This is a genomic window from Pantoea sp. sgz302252, from assembly GCF_047713085.1.
GTDB lineage: Bacteria > Pseudomonadota > Gammaproteobacteria > Enterobacterales > Enterobacteriaceae > Scandinavium.
In genome coordinates this window covers 39,898-55,809 of record NZ_JBLFJW010000003.1, presented here as the reverse complement: position 1 = coordinate 55,809, position 15,912 = coordinate 39,898, and the positions used below count along the sequence as shown (strand labels likewise).

Annotated in this window: 14 protein-coding genes; 7 read left to right on the top strand and 7 right to left on the bottom strand. The window is 51.4% G+C overall.

Annotated elements, in window-relative coordinates:
- Nucleotides 1–88 precede the first annotated feature (88 nt).
- The gene (fbaB, locus tag ACLW56_RS03400) at nt 89–1,138 is read left to right on the top strand and encodes a class I fructose-bisphosphate aldolase (protein ID WP_330982418.1); all 1,050 of its coding nucleotides are present in this window, start codon (nt 89–91) and stop codon (nt 1,136–1,138) included.
- 117 nt (nt 1,139–1,255) lie between these two features.
- On the opposite strand, the gene yegS is transcribed toward fbaB, so the two are convergent.
- From yegS to ACLW56_RS03380, 4 genes are all read right to left on the bottom strand, one after another.
- The gene (gene yegS, locus ACLW56_RS03395) at nt 1,256–2,155 is read right to left on the bottom strand and encodes a lipid kinase YegS (protein WP_330982417.1); all 900 of its coding nucleotides are present in this window, start codon (nt 2,153–2,155) and stop codon (nt 1,256–1,258) included.
- Nucleotides 2,156–2,421: 266 nt separating this feature from the next.
- Nucleotides 2,422–3,786: a tRNA 5-hydroxyuridine modification protein YegQ gene (yegQ, locus tag ACLW56_RS03390; RefSeq protein ID WP_330982416.1), complete on the bottom strand. Its 1,365-nt coding sequence runs from the start codon at nt 3,784–3,786 to the stop codon at nt 2,422–2,424.
- Between the two features lie 148 nt (nt 3,787–3,934).
- Nucleotides 3,935–4,414, bottom strand: a complete 480-nt coding sequence (locus ACLW56_RS03385; protein WP_330982415.1) for a hypothetical protein — start codon at nt 4,412–4,414, stop codon at nt 3,935–3,937.
- Nucleotides 4,411–5,253 carry a winged helix-turn-helix domain-containing protein gene (locus ACLW56_RS03380; RefSeq protein WP_330982414.1) on the bottom strand — a complete coding sequence of 281 codons (843 nt, stop codon included), beginning with the start codon at nt 5,251–5,253 and terminating at the stop codon, nt 4,411–4,413. The genes ACLW56_RS03385 and ACLW56_RS03380 overlap by 4 nt, the downstream gene beginning before the upstream one ends.
- Before the next feature lie 431 nt (nt 5,254–5,684).
- Here ACLW56_RS03380 and ACLW56_RS03375 point away from each other — a divergent pair, with 431 nt between their 5' ends.
- The 6 genes from ACLW56_RS03375 to ACLW56_RS03350 all read left to right on the top strand — a co-directional run bounded on the left by ACLW56_RS03375 (nt 5,685) and on the right by ACLW56_RS03350 (nt 12,014).
- On the top strand, nt 5,685–6,275 hold the full coding sequence (locus tag ACLW56_RS03375; RefSeq protein ID WP_330982413.1) for a LuxR C-terminal-related transcriptional regulator: 591 nt from the start codon (nt 5,685–5,687) through the stop codon (nt 6,273–6,275).
- A gap of 56 nt (nt 6,276–6,331) precedes the next feature.
- On the top strand, nt 6,332–6,880 hold the full coding sequence (locus ACLW56_RS03370; RefSeq protein WP_330982412.1) for a fimbrial protein: 549 nt from the start codon (nt 6,332–6,334) through the stop codon (nt 6,878–6,880).
- Between the two features lie 122 nt (nt 6,881–7,002).
- Entirely contained in the window at nt 7,003–7,692 is a 690-nt protein-coding gene (locus ACLW56_RS03365) for a fimbria/pilus periplasmic chaperone (RefSeq protein WP_330982411.1), read from the top strand.
- Between the two features lie 40 nt (nt 7,693–7,732).
- Nucleotides 7,733–10,282, top strand: coding sequence for a fimbria/pilus outer membrane usher protein (locus ACLW56_RS03360; RefSeq protein WP_415377518.1), 2,550 nt, complete (start codon nt 7,733–7,735; stop codon nt 10,280–10,282).
- A gap of 26 nt (nt 10,283–10,308) precedes the next feature.
- Nucleotides 10,309–10,872, top strand: a complete 564-nt coding sequence (locus ACLW56_RS03355; protein ID WP_330982409.1) for a fimbrial protein — start codon at nt 10,309–10,311, stop codon at nt 10,870–10,872.
- 296 nt (nt 10,873–11,168) lie between these two features.
- Nucleotides 11,169–12,014: a fimbrial protein gene (locus ACLW56_RS03350; RefSeq protein ID WP_330982408.1), complete on the top strand. Its 846-nt coding sequence runs from the start codon at nt 11,169–11,171 to the stop codon at nt 12,012–12,014.
- A 343-nt stretch (nt 12,015–12,357) separates the two neighbouring features.
- Here the strand turns inward: ACLW56_RS03350 and baeR are convergent, their stop codons facing one another.
- Genes baeR through ACLW56_RS03335 form a run of 3 tightly spaced genes read right to left on the bottom strand, consistent with a single transcriptional unit; the run spans nt 12,358 to nt 15,910 of the window.
- Nucleotides 12,358–13,080, bottom strand: a complete 723-nt coding sequence (baeR, locus tag ACLW56_RS03345) for a two-component system response regulator BaeR (protein ID WP_330982407.1) — start codon at nt 13,078–13,080, stop codon at nt 12,358–12,360.
- Nucleotides 13,077–14,498 (bottom strand): two-component system sensor histidine kinase BaeS, encoded by a 1,422-nt coding sequence (gene baeS / locus ACLW56_RS03340; RefSeq protein ID WP_330982406.1) that lies wholly within the window; start codon nt 14,496–14,498, stop codon nt 13,077–13,079. The genes baeR and baeS overlap by 4 nt, the downstream gene beginning before the upstream one ends.
- The gene (locus ACLW56_RS03335; RefSeq protein ID WP_330982405.1) at nt 14,495–15,910 is read right to left on the bottom strand and encodes an MFS transporter; all 1,416 of its coding nucleotides are present in this window, start codon (nt 15,908–15,910) and stop codon (nt 14,495–14,497) included. The genes baeS and ACLW56_RS03335 overlap by 4 nt, the downstream gene beginning before the upstream one ends.
- Between the last annotated feature and the right edge of the window lie 2 nt (nt 15,911–15,912).

Genomic DNA, 15,912 nt, shown 5'->3' with positions numbered 1-15,912 from the left:
CCTCAGGAGACCAGGCTAAGGATTGCCTTATACTCAGGCACAGGACATTCACGACCAGCTTCGGCTGGCGCTTACGGGAGTTATCACTATGACTGATATTGCGCAGTTGCTTGGCAAAGATGCCGACAACCTTCTCCAGCATCGTTGTATGACCATTCCATCCGCACAGCTTTACCTTCCCGGCTCTGACTACGTTGACCGCGTGATGGTCGACAACAATCGGCCGCCTGCGGTGCTCCGTAATATGCAAACCCTGTACAACACCGGGCGGCTTGCGGGCACGGGCTACCTCTCTATTTTACCCGTTGACCAGGGAGTAGAGCACTCTGCCGGGGCGTCGTTTGCTGCAAATCCGCTCTATTTTGACCCGAAAAACATTGTTGAACTGGCGATTGAGGCCGGATGCAACTGTGTGGCCTCGACTTATGGCGTGCTGGCAAGCGTATCGCGCCGTTATGCGCACCGCATTCCGTTCCTCGTGAAGCTCAACCACAACGAGACGTTGAGTTACCCAAACACCTTTGACCAGACGCTGTATGCCAGCGTGGAGCAGGCGTTTAATATGGGGGCGGTGGCTGTTGGCGCGACTATTTATTTCGGTTCTGAAGAGTCTCGCCGTCAGATTGAAGAGATCTCTGCCGCGTTTGAACGCGCGCATGAGCTGGGCATGGTTACCGTGCTGTGGGCCTATCTGCGTAATTCAGCGTTCAAGAAAGACGGGGTGGATTACCACGTATCTGCTGATTTGACCGGTCAGGCGAACCATCTGGCGGCCACCCTTGGCGCGGATATCGTGAAACAGAAAATGGCCGAGAATAACGGCGGCTATAAAGCCGTCAACTTCGGTTACACCGATGAGCGTGTGTACAGTAAATTGACCACTGACAACCCGATCGATCTGGTGCGCTATCAGCTGGCAAACTGCTATATGGGCCGCGCCGGGTTAATTAACTCCGGTGGTGCCGCCGGTGAAAATGACATGGTCGATGCTGTACGTACCGCCGTTATTAATAAACGTGCGGGCGGTATGGGGCTTATACTTGGTCGTAAGGCGTTTAAAAAGTCCATGGCCGATGGCGTTAAATTAATAAATGCCGTGCAGGATGTTTATCTCGATAACAAAGTCACTATCGCCTGACAGGTAAATACCTCTCCCCCGGGAGAGGTATATCCCACTTTATTTCAGCATATTGCAGCTTAACAGCAGTACCTGGCCGTGTTATACCAGCCGTTCTCCTTCCGTATTCTGCGAGCGTTAACGCAGCAAAGGACAACCTGGTGGCAGGCGACAGCGCAGGGTGTCGGGCAAAATATCAATGCGGAATTCACGGCCCGTTTGCGGTTCGCCATCCAGATTAAAGGTGATGTCGTGCGGCGCGGTGATTTCAAACCAGGAAGAAATGCCATCGATAAGATTCGGACTTTCTTCCGGGCGAGCCAGCGTGGAGAAAAGGGCAGGCAACAGCTCTTCACCAGTGAAAATACGAAGATGCAGCAGGCCGTCGTTGATCAGCGCATCCGGGCAAAGCTGCTGGCCGCCGCCAGCCTGACGGCCGTTACCGATACCTATCACCAGCGCATCACCTTGCCAGTGGAAATTCTCGCCGCGAATTTCACAGCGGTCTGCCTTCAGGGTATCCATGCGCATCAGGCCATGAATCAAATAAGACACGCCGCCAAGCGCAGCCTTGAGTTTTTCCGGCGTCTCGCTGGTAATGCGCGTGCCAAACCCGCCGGTTGCCATATTGATAAAGCAAGTGCGATCGTTAACGCGGGCAATATCAATGGCGGTGGCATTGCCTGCAATCGCAAGCTTCAGCGCTTTATCCATCGCGTCCGGAATACCCGCGCTGGTGGCAAAGTCATTGGCGGTGCCCAGCGGCACAATGCCCAACGCCGGGATATTCTCGCCTTCACAATGGATTAACGCCGTCGCCACCTCGTTAATAGTGCCATCGCCACCGCCAGCAATGATGGTTTCAACACCCAGCTGGCGCGCCTCTTCAAGATAACGTGCCGCATCGCCTTTTTCCCAGGTGACACGCACGTGAATCTCCACACCTTCAGCACGCAACTGAAGTATCGCTTCACGCAGCTGTGGGTCACCGGCACCTTTGCCGTTCAGGATCAGTAAGCTGGCAGGGAAGTCGGTCATCTTTTTATCCAGTTATTCAACATGATAAAAGTGTATAGCAGGAGTCGCGTTTGTGCCTGAGGAATAGACTGAAAGCGGGAGGTATGGGAAGCAGAAAAAAATAAGCCCGCGTAAGGGAGATTACGTGGGCTAAGGAGGTGGTTCCTGGTACAGCTAGCATTTATGGGTTATGTTTTTCAGCATCAGGGATAATACCCGTAATAAACGAAACGGTATGTGATCCGATTCTAAGAATTATCCCACAGCGGAAAAATAACCCGAATGAACTACTTACCGTGTGGATTGACGGTGGTTTGCTCGCCGACGAAATTGCGCATCAGCAGCGCGTAATCCAGGCTAATGTCTTCCGGCACCGGGATCCACACCGTGTGGCCATCGCCCGGGGCGACGTCGGTTGGCTGGCCTTTGCTGTTTTCCATGTGCTCCAGCACGAAGTTGACGTTGCCCTGTGGGGTCATCAATTCCAGGCTGTCGCCTTTCAGGAATTTGTTCTTCACCGCGACGGCGGCCAGATTACCTTTGCGCTCACCGGTGAAATCACCGACAAACTGCTGGCGCTCGGAAACAGAATAACCATGCTCGTAATTCTGATAGCTTTCGTGGGTGTGACGACGCAGGAAGCCTTCGGTGTAACCGCGATGCGCCAGCCCTTCGAGGGTTTCCAGCAGCGTGGTATCAAACGGTTTTCCAGCAGCTGCATCGTCGATCGCTTTGCGGTAAACCTGCGCGGTACGGGCGCAGTAGTAATAGGATTTGGTGCGGCCTTCAATTTTCAGCGAGTGCACGCCCATCTGCGTCAGACGTTCAACGTGTGCGATGGCGCGAAGGTCTTTGGAGTTCATGATGTAGGTGCCATGTTCGTCTTCAAAGGCGGTCATGTACTCGCCCGGACGCTGGGCCTCTTCAATCATAAACACGCTGTCGGTCGGGGTGCCTTCACCCAGCGTTGGCTCGATATTCTGCACGGGAATAGGTTCGTGTTTGTGGACGATGTTACCCACATCATCCTCTTTGCCTTCCTGGACGTTATATTCCCAGCGGCAAGCGTTGGTGCAGGTGCCCTGATTCGGGTCACGCTTGTTGATATAACCGGAAAGCAGGCAGCGGCCGGAATAGGCCATGCACAGTGCGCCATGAACGAAAATCTCGATTTCCATTTCCGGTACCTGAGCGCGAATTTCTTCGATTTCTTCCAGCGACAGTTCGCGGGAGAGGATCACGCGGGTCAGGCCCATTTGCTGCCAGAACTTCACCGTGGCCCAGTTAACGGCGTTAGCTTGTACGGAAAGATGGATATCCATCTGCGGGAAATGCTCACGCACCAGCATAATCAGGCCCGGGTCGGACATGATCAGCGCATCCGGCCCCATATCCACAACAGGCTGCAGATCGCGAATGAAGGTTTTCAGCTTCGCGTTATGCGGCGCGATGTTCACCACCACGTAGAATTTTTTGTCTAAGGCATGCGCTTCGTTGATACCGAGCTGCAAATTCTCGTGGTTGAATTCATTATTGCGCACACGCAGGGAATAACGCGGTTGCCCAGCGTAGACCGCATCGGCACCATAGGCGAAAGCGTAACGCATATTTTTCAGCGTTCCCGCCGGGGAGAGGAGTTCCGGTTTAAACATGATTTTCTCGTTCTGATGACAGGTCAGACTCGCCTCACAGGGTAAGGCGATGGGGGGAGTCCCCCTACTTTAAGGGCGGGAATTGTAGCGCCGCAGGGCGCAAGAGTAAACCACTTCACCTGGCACTCACGGCTGCACATATCGGGGTTTATCGGCCTTCATTCGGTTGCTTGCAATACGCAACCATCGAACCTGTACTGAGAATATAACCGCGTTTCCCTTGCTGATAGCGGGTCAGCTTAATGGCTGCACCTTGTTTGGTCATGTACTCAGGGAGAACGCGTTTAATCTGTTCTGACGTGGCTTCGTTACCGGCAAGCGTGCTCAGCGTTTTATGCGAAAAAGTATAGGTATTCCCACTATGTTTCATGTCAAACGCGTGCGCGGCGCGGACCGGGATACGCACACCGCTGTCGTTCATGTAGAAGCCGTCAATATTCGTGATGCCGCTATCACCGTCGGCGACGATATCAAAGCGCAACGAACTGATCTGTGAACCGATAACCACTGTGTTGTAGGTGGTGCAGCGCATATGCGTGATTTTATGTTCACGAACGAGCGAAAAACTCAGTACGGCACTGCATATCACACAACACATCAGTATCACTGCCAGCAGTGTCTTATTCATGGTCTGGCCCTGCCGACGATGAAGTAGTTGACGCAGTCTGGCGTTGTGGTCCGCGATAATGGGGATTTGCAGTTAAGAATGTTGGCTAATGCGCTGTATTTATACTGCATCAAATAAAGGTACGGCGAGGTGTGGCATTGAATTCCCCAATGAATAATATCTTCATTGGTCAATATAAATTCTGAACCTTTTAATTCATACAACGTGCAACCATCAAGTTTTAATGTCTGCGACAAATAACTCATGTCAAAAGGAGGTGATTCAAGTGTGGTGCTTTCAGCAATCACCCCGATAATGCCTCCTAATGCCATACTTAACAGAAGAGAAAATAAGACGAAAAGTGTGGTGACTTTTTTTTTCGATTGTGGGAGGTCAGGAGGAATTAGCGAGTCGAGAGACTCATATATCAAAGTTTCCTCGTCTATTTCCACCGATTTTTCGTTCTTATCTGCTGATAAGGGGTCATTGAGCGCAACATCCATGTCCTCTTTTATATCAGCATCAGTGATATGAATTGCCGGGTTTAGCTTAAATCCCTGCCGGGGAAGGGTAATGACGGCATTGTCAAATTCATGGCCAAAGGCTTTAAGGCCCTTACGCAACAACGAAATATTTTGATAAAGCGTGTTGTTTGGGACGTTTTGCCCAAACTCACCCCAGACGTAATCGAAAAAGTCGCGTTGTTTAACCACCTCTGGATGGTTTTTGATCAGCAGTTCCAGGCAGCGGCTGGCGGGTTGATTCAGCATAACAGGCGCCTGTCCAGCACTTGGCGTCGAGAGCCGGTTCTTTTCTGCCTCAAATAGAATGCTGGAATTCAGAAGGTAACGACTAGGCATTGTCCAGACTCATTTCTCACTTTTTCTGAAGGGTAAGACTGTGAATTTCACGATTTAATAATAGCATACCGCAATGAATACTAGATGAGATATTATTTTTATCAATGCGAAAAGGCCGGGATCTTTGCGCCTGATCATGTTTTTATTCATGATCATCTCATTGATATTTATGGTTAATTTTTTTTATCGTCTGCGCAATCTCGCTGAGAGACAGTCGCTGCGCATGCTTTAGTGAGAAACCTAAGTTGCATCTTCCCCAAAGAATCTTATTAAAATAATTCAGCTATTCTTTTTGGTGATGCATTCATAAGATTTGTCTGGTCGGAATGAGGGCATATGACAAAAAGGACTTTCCTCACTGCACGAAGGCGGCAGAGAAGCATGACTCGCGCGCAGTGAGATAATGAACACACAGAAATGGATGGCTAACTATGATCTATATCCTTTCAGACGATCGATTTTTTTCATCCGGCTTGTACCATATTTTTTCGGCTAAAAACAAAGAGATCTGCGTTATAGAATCCAATGTTATTGAACGATACAGATTACTATTAACGGAAGATGATATTGTTTTTGTTGCCATCGAAGAAACTGAGGTACTCAAAAACTGGCTACGGAAAATGCTGGGTTTTCGTTCGCGGGTCGTTATCTTCGTGAATGTGGACATGCCAGCAAGGGTTAATTTTTATTGTGACTGTAAAATTATCTCAAAAAAGATTTCCGCCAATGTATTGCTCAGAATATTATCGGGGAAGAAAAATAAAGAGAACGCCAGATATGCTCCTTTGCTCTCGAAAAGAGAGACCGACATTCTGACGCTGTTTTCAGGTGGATGGAATGCATACCAGATAGCGACCCGCTTGCAAATTTGCGATAAGGCCGTTTCTTTGCATAAAAAACACGCCTTGCAGAAATTGGGATTAAATCATCTCACGGCTCAGTCCGTCCTGATTTATGCCAATGTCTATCGAAATATCGAATGTTCTGCCGGGATGCGTCGAAATGAGGGCGTATTCAGGTAAGGGCAATAATGCGTTGATGGAGTCAACGTTAAGTGAAACACAATAGGGGCAGTAAAATGAAACTTACCAGAAGTATGATTGCTGGCGTAGTGATAAGCCAGCTTTTAGCCTTCACGCAGGCTATAGCGGGTGACAATGACGGCATCATCACCTTTAACGGGGTGCTGAGCGCGACCTCCTGCAAAATTGATGCAGGAAGCCAGAATACCGTTAACTTTGGCACTTACCCCTTAAGTCAGTTTGGTACGGCTGACAGTTCATCGTTAGCCTCTGATATCGTCATTAGTCTGAGCGGTTGCCCGGCGGGTATGACCCATGCCAACATCACCTTTTCGGCATCGGGCGATTTTGATGCAGGCCGACAGGTCTTCATGAACACCGTATCGACAGGTGCAACCAATATTGGGGTGCAAATCCTCGATCAGGATAAACAGCCTGTCGTCAGTGGACAAAAAATTGTCACCGTCAAAGGGGCTGAATTTAACGATGGTGCCGGAACGGCCACGCTGCCTTTTTCTGCACGTCTTTATTCGACGGGCGTAACCACCGCCGGAACCGATGGTACTATTAGCGTTCCGGTTAATTTCACCATCGATTATCAATAATTCTGGTTTGTTTCCAGGGGACGGCCGTTATTATTTGTAATAGCGGTTTGTCTCCTGGACACTTCCCATTGGATTCGACTGGTGATGTGAGTTTATTGAATAAGTCATCCTCGAGAAATACCATGGAATTAAAATTATCAGTCCTCGCACTGTGCGGGTTTTTTCTTTCGCTCAGCGTCGAAGCGAGTGTTGTTGTTGGCGGAACACGCGTTGTTTTCGACGGCAATAAAAAAGAAACCTCTATTTCCGTCGAAAATAAAGACAGCAGCGCTAATTTAGTGCAAACGTGGGTGTCGGCGGTGGAGACCGGTTCGCCCGATAAAAAAGCGCTGATTATCACGCCGCCACTCTTTCGACTGAATCCTGGTGAACGCAATGTGTTGCGCATTGTGCGTTCCGGTTCGGCATTGCCTGAAAATAAAGAGTCGATGTACTGGCTGAATGTGAAAGGCATTACCGCGGTGGAAAAAGGCAGTGTGCCGACACACTCTCTGCAACTGGCTATTAACTCACGTGTAAAACTGATTTATCGACCTGCAGCCTTAAAAAGCAAACCTGAAGACTTTGCCGGAAAATTGCGCTGGCGTGTGGAAAATCATCAGTTAAAAGTGACAAATTCTTCCCCGCATTTCATGAATTTTTTTGAGATAAAAGTCGCCGGGAAAATGCTTCCTGCATTTACTTATGTTCCTCCGATGTCATCAGCATCATTTTCGCTAGCGGGTAAAAATCCTGCTTCAGGCTCAAAAATTGAATGGAGTGTGATTAACGATTTTGGCACGCAAGGAGCTGTGCACCGTTCAGTATTGTAATTTCCCGGTCAGTAAGGGACTATAACAGTAAGCGATTACCATGAAAAAAAACATCATCTCACGGCGATTTATAATTCGTGATAGCTTGCTGTCAGGGACTATTTTCTGCGGGTTGATGATGGCAATAAATAGAGTCTATGCAGATGAGTATTTTAATCCTGCGTTATTAGATACATCAAATACCAGCGTTACAGATTTAAGCCATTTTGAGGATGGTAACCAGGAACCTGGTGTTTATCATGTTGACGTTTTTGTGAATAACGAAAATATAGACGTTAAAGATATTTCTTTCACTCATGATAAAACAGCTAAACTTGCCCCTTGTTTATCGTTACAACAGCTAAAAGACTGGGCTATTAAAACCAATGAGTATCCTGATTTATTGAAAGGAGACGAAAAATGCGTGGATCTTACTGCTATTCCTCAGGCACAGGTCACGTTTGACTTTAACCATCAGAAGCTGAACCTGAGCATCCCGCAAATTGCGATGGATACGCAGAGCCGAGGCTATGTGCCGACGGACAAATGGGACGATGGGATCACGACTTTTTTGATGAATTACTCGCTGGCGGGTAGCCAGACGGCGTCACGAAGCCAGGAGGGAAAGCAGAACTCTCAATATCTTAACCTGCGTCCCGGTTTCAATATTGGCCCATGGCGTTATCGCAATTATTCAACCTGGAACCGGGACAGCGACGGAAAAAGCGCCTGGGAATCAGTTTACAACTACCTGAGCCGCGATATTCGGGCGCTAAAAAGCCAGCTTGTACTGGGTGACAGCAATACGCCTTCAGACGTGTTTGATAGTGTGGCATTTACTGGCGCTCAGCTTGCCAGCAGTGAAGAGATGCTGACTGACAGCGAGAAGGGGTTTGCTCCTGTATTAAACGGGATTGCCAGAACCAATGCGACCGTGTCGGTAAAACAAAACGGCTACACCATTTATCAAACAACCGTCGCGCCGGGTGCCTTTCAAATCAATGATATTTTCCCGACTGGCGGCTCTGGCGATTTAGAACTGGTCGTGGCGGAAAGTGACGGCAGTGAGCAGCACATTATTGTGCCTTTTGCCTCCTTACCGGTCATGCAGCGGGCGGGACATCTGAAATACAGCTCCACCGTCGGCAAGACGCGTTTTAACGCCAGCCATGACGATGAAAGCGACACCGAATTTGCGCAGGGTTCGCTGATGTATGGCCTTCCGCACGACATCACGCTGTACGGTGGCGTGCAGGTGGCCTCCGATGTTTATTCGGCTGCGGCACTGGGGATTGGCTGGAACATGGGCGTCATCGGCGCCGTTTCGGTGGATGTTACTCAGTCCCATGCACAAATCTCACAGCCGCAAACGAGCCAGCGCCAGAGTCAAAAAGGGCATTCGGTGCGCATGCGTTACAGCAAAAATTTTCTCAATACCGGTACTAATGTGCTGATTTCCGGCTACCGCTATTCGACTGACGGGTATTACACCCTCCAGGAAGCCATGACCCATTACACCAGCGAGGATGGGGACAGTGACAATGGGCGAACCCGCAGCCGTACCGATCTGACGTTATCGCAAGAGACTTTTTTGGGGGCGCTGTCGTTGAGCCTGGTGCAGGAGCAGTACTGGGCGCAGAGTAAAATGAGTTCGGTAAGCCTGGGCTATAGCAATAGCTGGCATAGCGTGAACTACAACGTGAATTATTCCTATCGCAAAAACACCGGGGACAGCGACAGTGAGAACAACAACAGCAACGATCGGCAAATCGCACTCTCGTTCAGCGTGCCGTTTTCTCTGTTTTCCACGCCGGTATCGGTGTCTTACTCGATGTCGGGCGGCGGGTCGTCAGCGCCTGTGCAGAATGTGAATATGTCCGGAAATGCGTTGCAGGATGACAGTTTGCAGTGGAATGTGCAGATGGGCTATCAGGGCGATGGGCGGCAATACAACAGTAACGTCTCAGCAAACTACAACGCCCGTTATGGCAACGTGTCGGCGGGCCTCAGCCATGACCCCAATGCCGACCGGTTAAGCTATGGCTTGCAGGGTGGGATGGTGATTCATGATGAAGGGATAACGCTGTCTCAACCGATTATCGATACCGCCGTGCTGGTCAAAGCGCCTGATGTGGCGAACGTACCCGTTAACAACCAGGCTGGCGTGCGAACCAACAACCTGGGTTACGCTGTGCTGCCTTATGCTACGCCTTACCGGAAAAATAACGTCAGCTTAAATACGGAATCTCTTGAGGACGGAAATATCGAACTCGTGGATACCAACAAAACCGTCATCCCTACGCGTGGAGCGGTGGTGAAAGCGGAGTATCAAACCTCGGTGGGATATCGCGCGCTGATCACGCTCATGAGGCCGGATAAGAGCTTTGTGCCCTTTGGTGCGATGGTGGAAAACAATGCCGAAGATAAAAACAGAGTGAATTCCGCGCTGGTGGGCGATGAAGGCGTGGTGTATCTCACGGGGCTGGAAAATAAAGGGCAGAGAGAAGTGCAATGGGGAAATGGTGCAGACCAACGCTGCATTTTCGACTTTACAATCCCTTCGGTGCCATCAGCGTCAGGCATCGAAATATTCCAGGCTATTTGTCACTAGCAGGCGAAATAATGATGGGGATCCCGATGAAAGTAGTCTCACTGCTCAAATGCCTTCCCGGTTTTATGTTGATGATATCCAGTACAAGCTGGGCGTATAACACAGAAGACAGCGTTCAGGTAGAGGTGACAGGTTCGATAAAAGCATCACCTTGTACGGTGATCTGGCCGCCCAATGCTTTTAATCTTGGCTTATATCTTGCCTCCGATCTGAACCGGGCAGGACCCGGTGGGAATACGCAAACCAAGTCGGTGAATATTGAGTTTATTAACTGCCCGATGGGAACGAATCAGGTGGGCATTACGTTTATGGGCCAGCCGGTTGCTGACAGTGGATTTGAAAGCTTGCTGTTTGCGAACAATCTCACGGGCGAAGACGCGACAAGCGATGTCGGCTTACAGCTCTTTTACAAGCCGGCCCAGGGAGGAACCCAATCCATTGGCCCTGGAGATGAATACAAGTCCGTGCAGCTGGACGTGGTCAATCAAACGGCGGTGCTTAACTTTTATGCCCGAATGTACACCATGCATGGGCTGGCAACACCGGGCAAGTTTTCGGCTACCGTGACCATGAACGTTTCCTATCAATAAAAATTATGTGAGTAAATTGTATGTCCAGGCTCCTTATTCTGATGGCTTTGGTATTCTCTGGTTTTCATATCCAGGCAGCGTTCGCTTACGACGATTGTTATTACTGGGGGGATGTCAAAAACGTCACTCTAAATTTACCCTCATCCTTTACTCTCGATGCCACAACAGTACCCAAAGGGACTGTTTTATGGAGCTCGGAGTTTTCAACTAATATTGGGATTACGTTGTATTGCCGGGGCACTAACTATGCCGGAAACTATCTTGGTACAACACGGCAAAATACGACAGACGATGGAGTGTTTCAAACCAATAACCCCGGAGTGGCATTAAAAATAGAAATGAAACCCGCCAGCAATGATTTTGTACCTTCTGACCGCTTTTACACGACGTATAACTATTCTGACACTGCCGCCTGGACGTGGGGATCTTCGACTAACACCCTTTTTTATACCAATGGCTATTTTAGCAATCTTGAAATAAGGTTAACGCTTGTGGCGACAGGTATTGCGCCTACCAATGCTCCTCTTGGTGTCAGCGGGCGGCTGGCGCGTTATGTTATTGGCCCACGAATGGGAGGAAATAGCGAGATTGCATTTATCGCCGATCTCTACAGTTCCAACGATGTTCAGGTCAACTTGCGTACGCCCGGCTGCAATGTGAATACCTCTTCGCTGCTACTGGCGCTGGGTGAGAGGCAGCTTGGGGAGTTTACTCATGTGGGTTACACCACGCCATACTCCGACTCCCGCGAATTAACCTTCGACTGCGTAGCAGGGACAAAAATGACGATGACCCTTGCCGCGCAGTCAGACCCCGATCAGCCGGGTTCAAATGCTATTCGTCTGAATGCGCCAACGGACGCCAGCACGGCAAAAGGAGTGGGCGTGCTGTTGAAAACAGCGCTGAAGGTTGATGGTGTGCCTTATTATTCCAGCGATGCCACGCCGCTGAATACTGCGCTAGCGCTAACCCCGGACGCTAACCGGAACTGGAATGTCGAGCAATCAACCGTGGTCTGGAACAACGGCATGAGTGCGCTTGATAATAAACTCTCGATTTCGGCGGCCTATTATCAAACGTTGCCTGTTGTGACATCGGGTAATGCCAATGCTACTGCGGTGATTAATTTTAGCTATAACTAGTCGCTTGGGGGGAATCCCCTGCCATTTTCATTGAATGCTGTACAGAGCACTGTTCCGTTCACTTTATGACCTGCAATCACCTCAACTTTCTCTGCACGTGAACGGGACAAGGGAGACTCTCGCGTCTCCCTTGTCAATCCCTGCGACCCCGCGAATGAAACCGGTGCTTTGCACAATATTCGGCCCATGGATGGGCCGAATAATGTAAGGGAATGGCGGTGAATTCCCTTAGCACGTTCACCGCTGCGGGGATAACAGAGTAGCAATGGACTCATAGTGAACGGAACGATTCCACTGCTGCTTTATATGCATAAATTTCGGCAGCCTATTGGCCATCACCCCATCATGCCAGGCGACAGGAATCCGCTTCCCAGCGATAACCCACGCCATACACCGCGCGGATAAACGACTGCTCGGCATCTTGTGCCTCCAGCTTGCGGCGCAGGTTTTTGATGTGGCTGTCGATGGTGCGGTCGGTGACCACGCGGTAATCATCGTAAAGGTGATTCAGCAACTGCTCGCGGGAGAACACCTTCCCCGGCTCCTGGGAAAGGGTCTTCAGCAGGCGGAATTCCGCCGGTGTTAAATCCAGCACCTTGTTACGCCACGAGGCCTGAAAGCGGCTTTCATCGACAATCAGCGGGCTTTCGGCATCCAGCACCTGCAGCTCGCGATGTGGGCGGCAACGACGCAGAATGGTCTTCACTCGCGCCACGACTTCACGCGGGCTGTATGGCTTGCAGATGTAATCATCCGCCCCGATTTCAAGCCCCAGCAGGCGGTCGATCTCTTCGATTTTGGCGGTCACCATCACAATCGGCACTTCCGAGAAGCGGCGAATTTCGCGGCATAAGGTCAGGCCGTCAGTGCCTGGCAGCATCAGGTCCAGCAAGATCAGGTCCGGCGGCGACTGATGCACAAAGTTCAGCACTTTGTCTCCGTGATTAATCAGCGTCGGCGCATAGTTGGCGGCCAGCAGATAATCAATCAACAGCTGCCCAAGCTTGGGCTCATCCTCAACAATCAGGATGCGCGGGGTTTTATCATCAATCGGTAGCTCGGTCATACATTTCCCGGTAAATCGCGGTCCAGAGGTAACTCTACTTTAATGCTTACCCCACCAAAAGGCGAATGCCCGGCGCGAAGGGAGCCGCCGTGCGCCGCCACAATATTCACGCAAATGGCGAGCCCTAATCCTGAGCCGCCACTGGCCCGATTTCGCGAGCCTTCCGTGCGATAGAAGCGTTCGCACAGCCTTTCCAGTTGCTCATCACTGACGCCAGGGGCGCTGTCAGAGAACGACAGCGTGATGTGATGCTGCGCTTTTTCGGCTGAAATCTGCAGCTGGCCGCCGCTGTCGGTGTAGCGCAGGCTGTTTTCCAGCAGGTTGTTGAAGAGCTGCATCAGGCGGTCACGGTCGCCAAAGACGTTGGCGCTTTCCGGCAGTTTGAGGTTCAGGCTAAGTCCACGGCTGGCGAAGCGTTCACGGAAAACACCGGCGGCCATTTCGATGAGCGAGATGAGATCGACCGGGGCTTTCTGGTAGGCCAGCGCACCTTCATCGGACATCGACAGTTGATGCAGGTCGTCCACTAATTTCGTCAGGGTGCCGACCTCGGCCTGAAGTGAAGCTACGGATTCCGGTGTGAATTTCCTTACCCCATCCTGAATCGCTTCCAGTTCGCCGCGCAGCACCGCCAGCGGCGTTCGCAGCTCGTGGGAGATATCAGCCATAAAATCGCGGCGCATCTGCTGATTGCGTTCAAGCGTGCTGGCCAGCTGGTTAAAATCCTGCGCCAGTCGGCCCAATTCGTCGGATCCTGTCGAATCCACGCGCGTCGAAAAATCACCCGCCGCAAGACGATGCGTGCCTTCCACCAACCGTTTGACCGGAGCCAGTAATCCGCGAGCCAGCGGGAACGTCGCCAGCGCGGCAAGCAGGGTGGAAAGGGCGACAATCAACCAACTGGTGCGGCGTTGCTGCCGATCAAAGTTGATATCGGTATTCCGTGTCAGGCGTTCAACCGGCGAGGCAATCACCGCGCCGACTTCAACCCCGTTTACCATGATGCCACGGCGTGTGCCGTCTGGCGGAATAGGGGAACGTGGGCCGACCATCACTTTGGCATTCTGATCGACAACCCAAAACTGTGTACGCCAGCCGTGTGGCGGCATTCCCGGCCCCGGGCCTGACGGGCCTCCGTGCTTATCGTCCGGGCCATCATGTTCAAAGGAGCGCAGGATTTGGAACACAAAACGGTCGTTGCCACGCAGGAATTGCCAGTTGCCGTGCGTTTCGTATTGCTCGCCCAGCGCGTCGCTCAGCATTTGCAGGCGCTGCTCGTTTCCTCGCTTGATGTAATCGATAAAGCCATGCTCAAAACTCAGGCGCACCGCCCAGTGCATGCTGATCAGCAGCACAATGCAGGTGGCGAGAATAGCGAGGAAAAGCTTCGCGGTAATACCTGGGCGCCAGAATTTCACGGCTCGCTCCTTTTGCGTCTTGCGATAATCACGTTTTTACTGATGTCGTCGGGCACACGGGCAAAAATTAGCGCCGGGAGCGCAATGATTACGGCCATGCTGAGATAGGTGTACAAAAAGACCTGATGCGAGACGGCGCTGTCGACGCTGATATGGTGCTGACCGTACAGGCCCAGCAGTAAACCTGCCACGGTGACGCCAATACTCATTGAAAGCTGCATCACCATCGACAGCATGTTGTTGCCGCTGCTGGCGAGATCGTCCGGCAGCTCTTTAAGCGTCAGCGTGTTCATCGATGAGAAGCGGCTGGAGTTGATCATTCCTTGCAGGAACAGTACCACTGGCAGCAGCCAGTACCAGCCCATTAGCGCTGTTGCCATAAAGAGCAGGCTGATAAGCGCCAGGCCGAGCGTGGCGGTGATCAGCACCCGGCGATAGCCAAAGCGGTTCACGACCTGCACCACAATGCGTTTCATGCCCATACTGCCCATCACCATCGGGATCATCATCAAGCCCGCGTGGAAGGGCGAAAAACCAAGGCCAATCTGTAAGAACACCGGCGTCATGAACGGCAACATGCCGCTGCCGATGCGTCCGGCAAAGCTGCCTGAAAGCCCCAGTGAAAAAATACGGTTTTTGAAGAGGTCGAGGCTGAATAACGCATTGTCATTGCCGCGTGCATGCCAGAGATAAAACAGCAGGGAAAGCACGCCGACCGCGACCAGCAGGGCGAGCATCCACGGCGTGATGCCCAGCCCACGCTGGCCGTCGAGTGCCAGCGTCAGCGTTGCCATGCCGAGCGCCAGCAGGATAAACCCTGAAATATCAAAGCGTCGGGTCTGCATGGTGTAATTCGGCATTAGCCACAATGTGGCAATAGCGCCAATAATGCCGACTGGAATGTTGATCAGGAAAATCCAGTGCCACGAAGCGTATTCCACCAGAATACCGCCCAGCGCCGGGCCAACCAGCGGGCCGACCTGACCGGGAATAGTGACGAAGGTCATCGCCGCCATATATTGGTCACGCGGCACAATTTTCATCACCGTCAGCCTGCCGACCGGCACCATCATCGCGCCGCCAATCCCTTGCAAGACGCGTGACATCACCAGCTCATTGAGCGTGTTGGACTGTGCGCAGAAAACCGATCCTGCTGTAAACAGCACAATGGCCGTGAAGAAAATGTTGCGCACGCCGATGCGGTCGGCGAGCCAGCCGCTGGCAGGCAACATCACCGCCACTGTCAGCACGTAGGAGACGATGACCATATGCATATGTAACGGGCTCTCCCCCAGGCTTTTCGCCATCGAGGGGAGGGCGGTATTGACGATGGTGGTGTCCAGCGCCTGCATAAAGAAGCCGAAGGCCACAATCCACAGTTGCCAGCGCACGCTGGCGGGCAGTTCTTCCATAG

Bases quoted from the DNA above. Each gene is read 5' to 3' on its own strand.
- fbaB (WP_330982418.1), top strand. From the start codon at position 89: ATGACTGATATTGCGCAGTTGCTTGGCAAAGATGCCGACAACCTTCTC.
- yegS (WP_330982417.1), bottom strand. From the start codon at position 2,155: ATGACCGACTTCCCTGCCAGCTTACTGATCCTGAACGGCAAAGGTGCC.
- yegQ (WP_330982416.1), bottom strand. From the start codon at position 3,786: ATGTTTAAACCGGAACTCCTCTCCCCGGCGGGAACGCTGAAAAATATG.
- ACLW56_RS03385 (WP_330982415.1), bottom strand. From the start codon at position 4,414: ATGAATAAGACACTGCTGGCAGTGATACTGATGTGTTGTGTGATATGC.
- ACLW56_RS03380 (WP_330982414.1), bottom strand. From the start codon at position 5,253: ATGCCTAGTCGTTACCTTCTGAATTCCAGCATTCTATTTGAGGCAGAA.
- ACLW56_RS03375 (WP_330982413.1), top strand. From the start codon at position 5,685: ATGATCTATATCCTTTCAGACGATCGATTTTTTTCATCCGGCTTGTAC.
- ACLW56_RS03370 (WP_330982412.1), top strand. From the start codon at position 6,332: ATGAAACTTACCAGAAGTATGATTGCTGGCGTAGTGATAAGCCAGCTT.
- ACLW56_RS03365 (WP_330982411.1), top strand. From the start codon at position 7,003: ATGGAATTAAAATTATCAGTCCTCGCACTGTGCGGGTTTTTTCTTTCG.
- ACLW56_RS03360 (WP_415377518.1), top strand. From the start codon at position 7,733: ATGAAAAAAAACATCATCTCACGGCGATTTATAATTCGTGATAGCTTG.
- ACLW56_RS03355 (WP_330982409.1), top strand. From the start codon at position 10,309: ATGAAAGTAGTCTCACTGCTCAAATGCCTTCCCGGTTTTATGTTGATG.
- baeR (WP_330982407.1), bottom strand. From the start codon at position 13,080: ATGACCGAGCTACCGATTGATGATAAAACCCCGCGCATCCTGATTGTT.
- ACLW56_RS03335 (WP_330982405.1), bottom strand. From the start codon at position 15,910: ATGGAAGAACTGCCCGCCAGCGTGCGCTGGCAACTGTGGATTGTGGCC.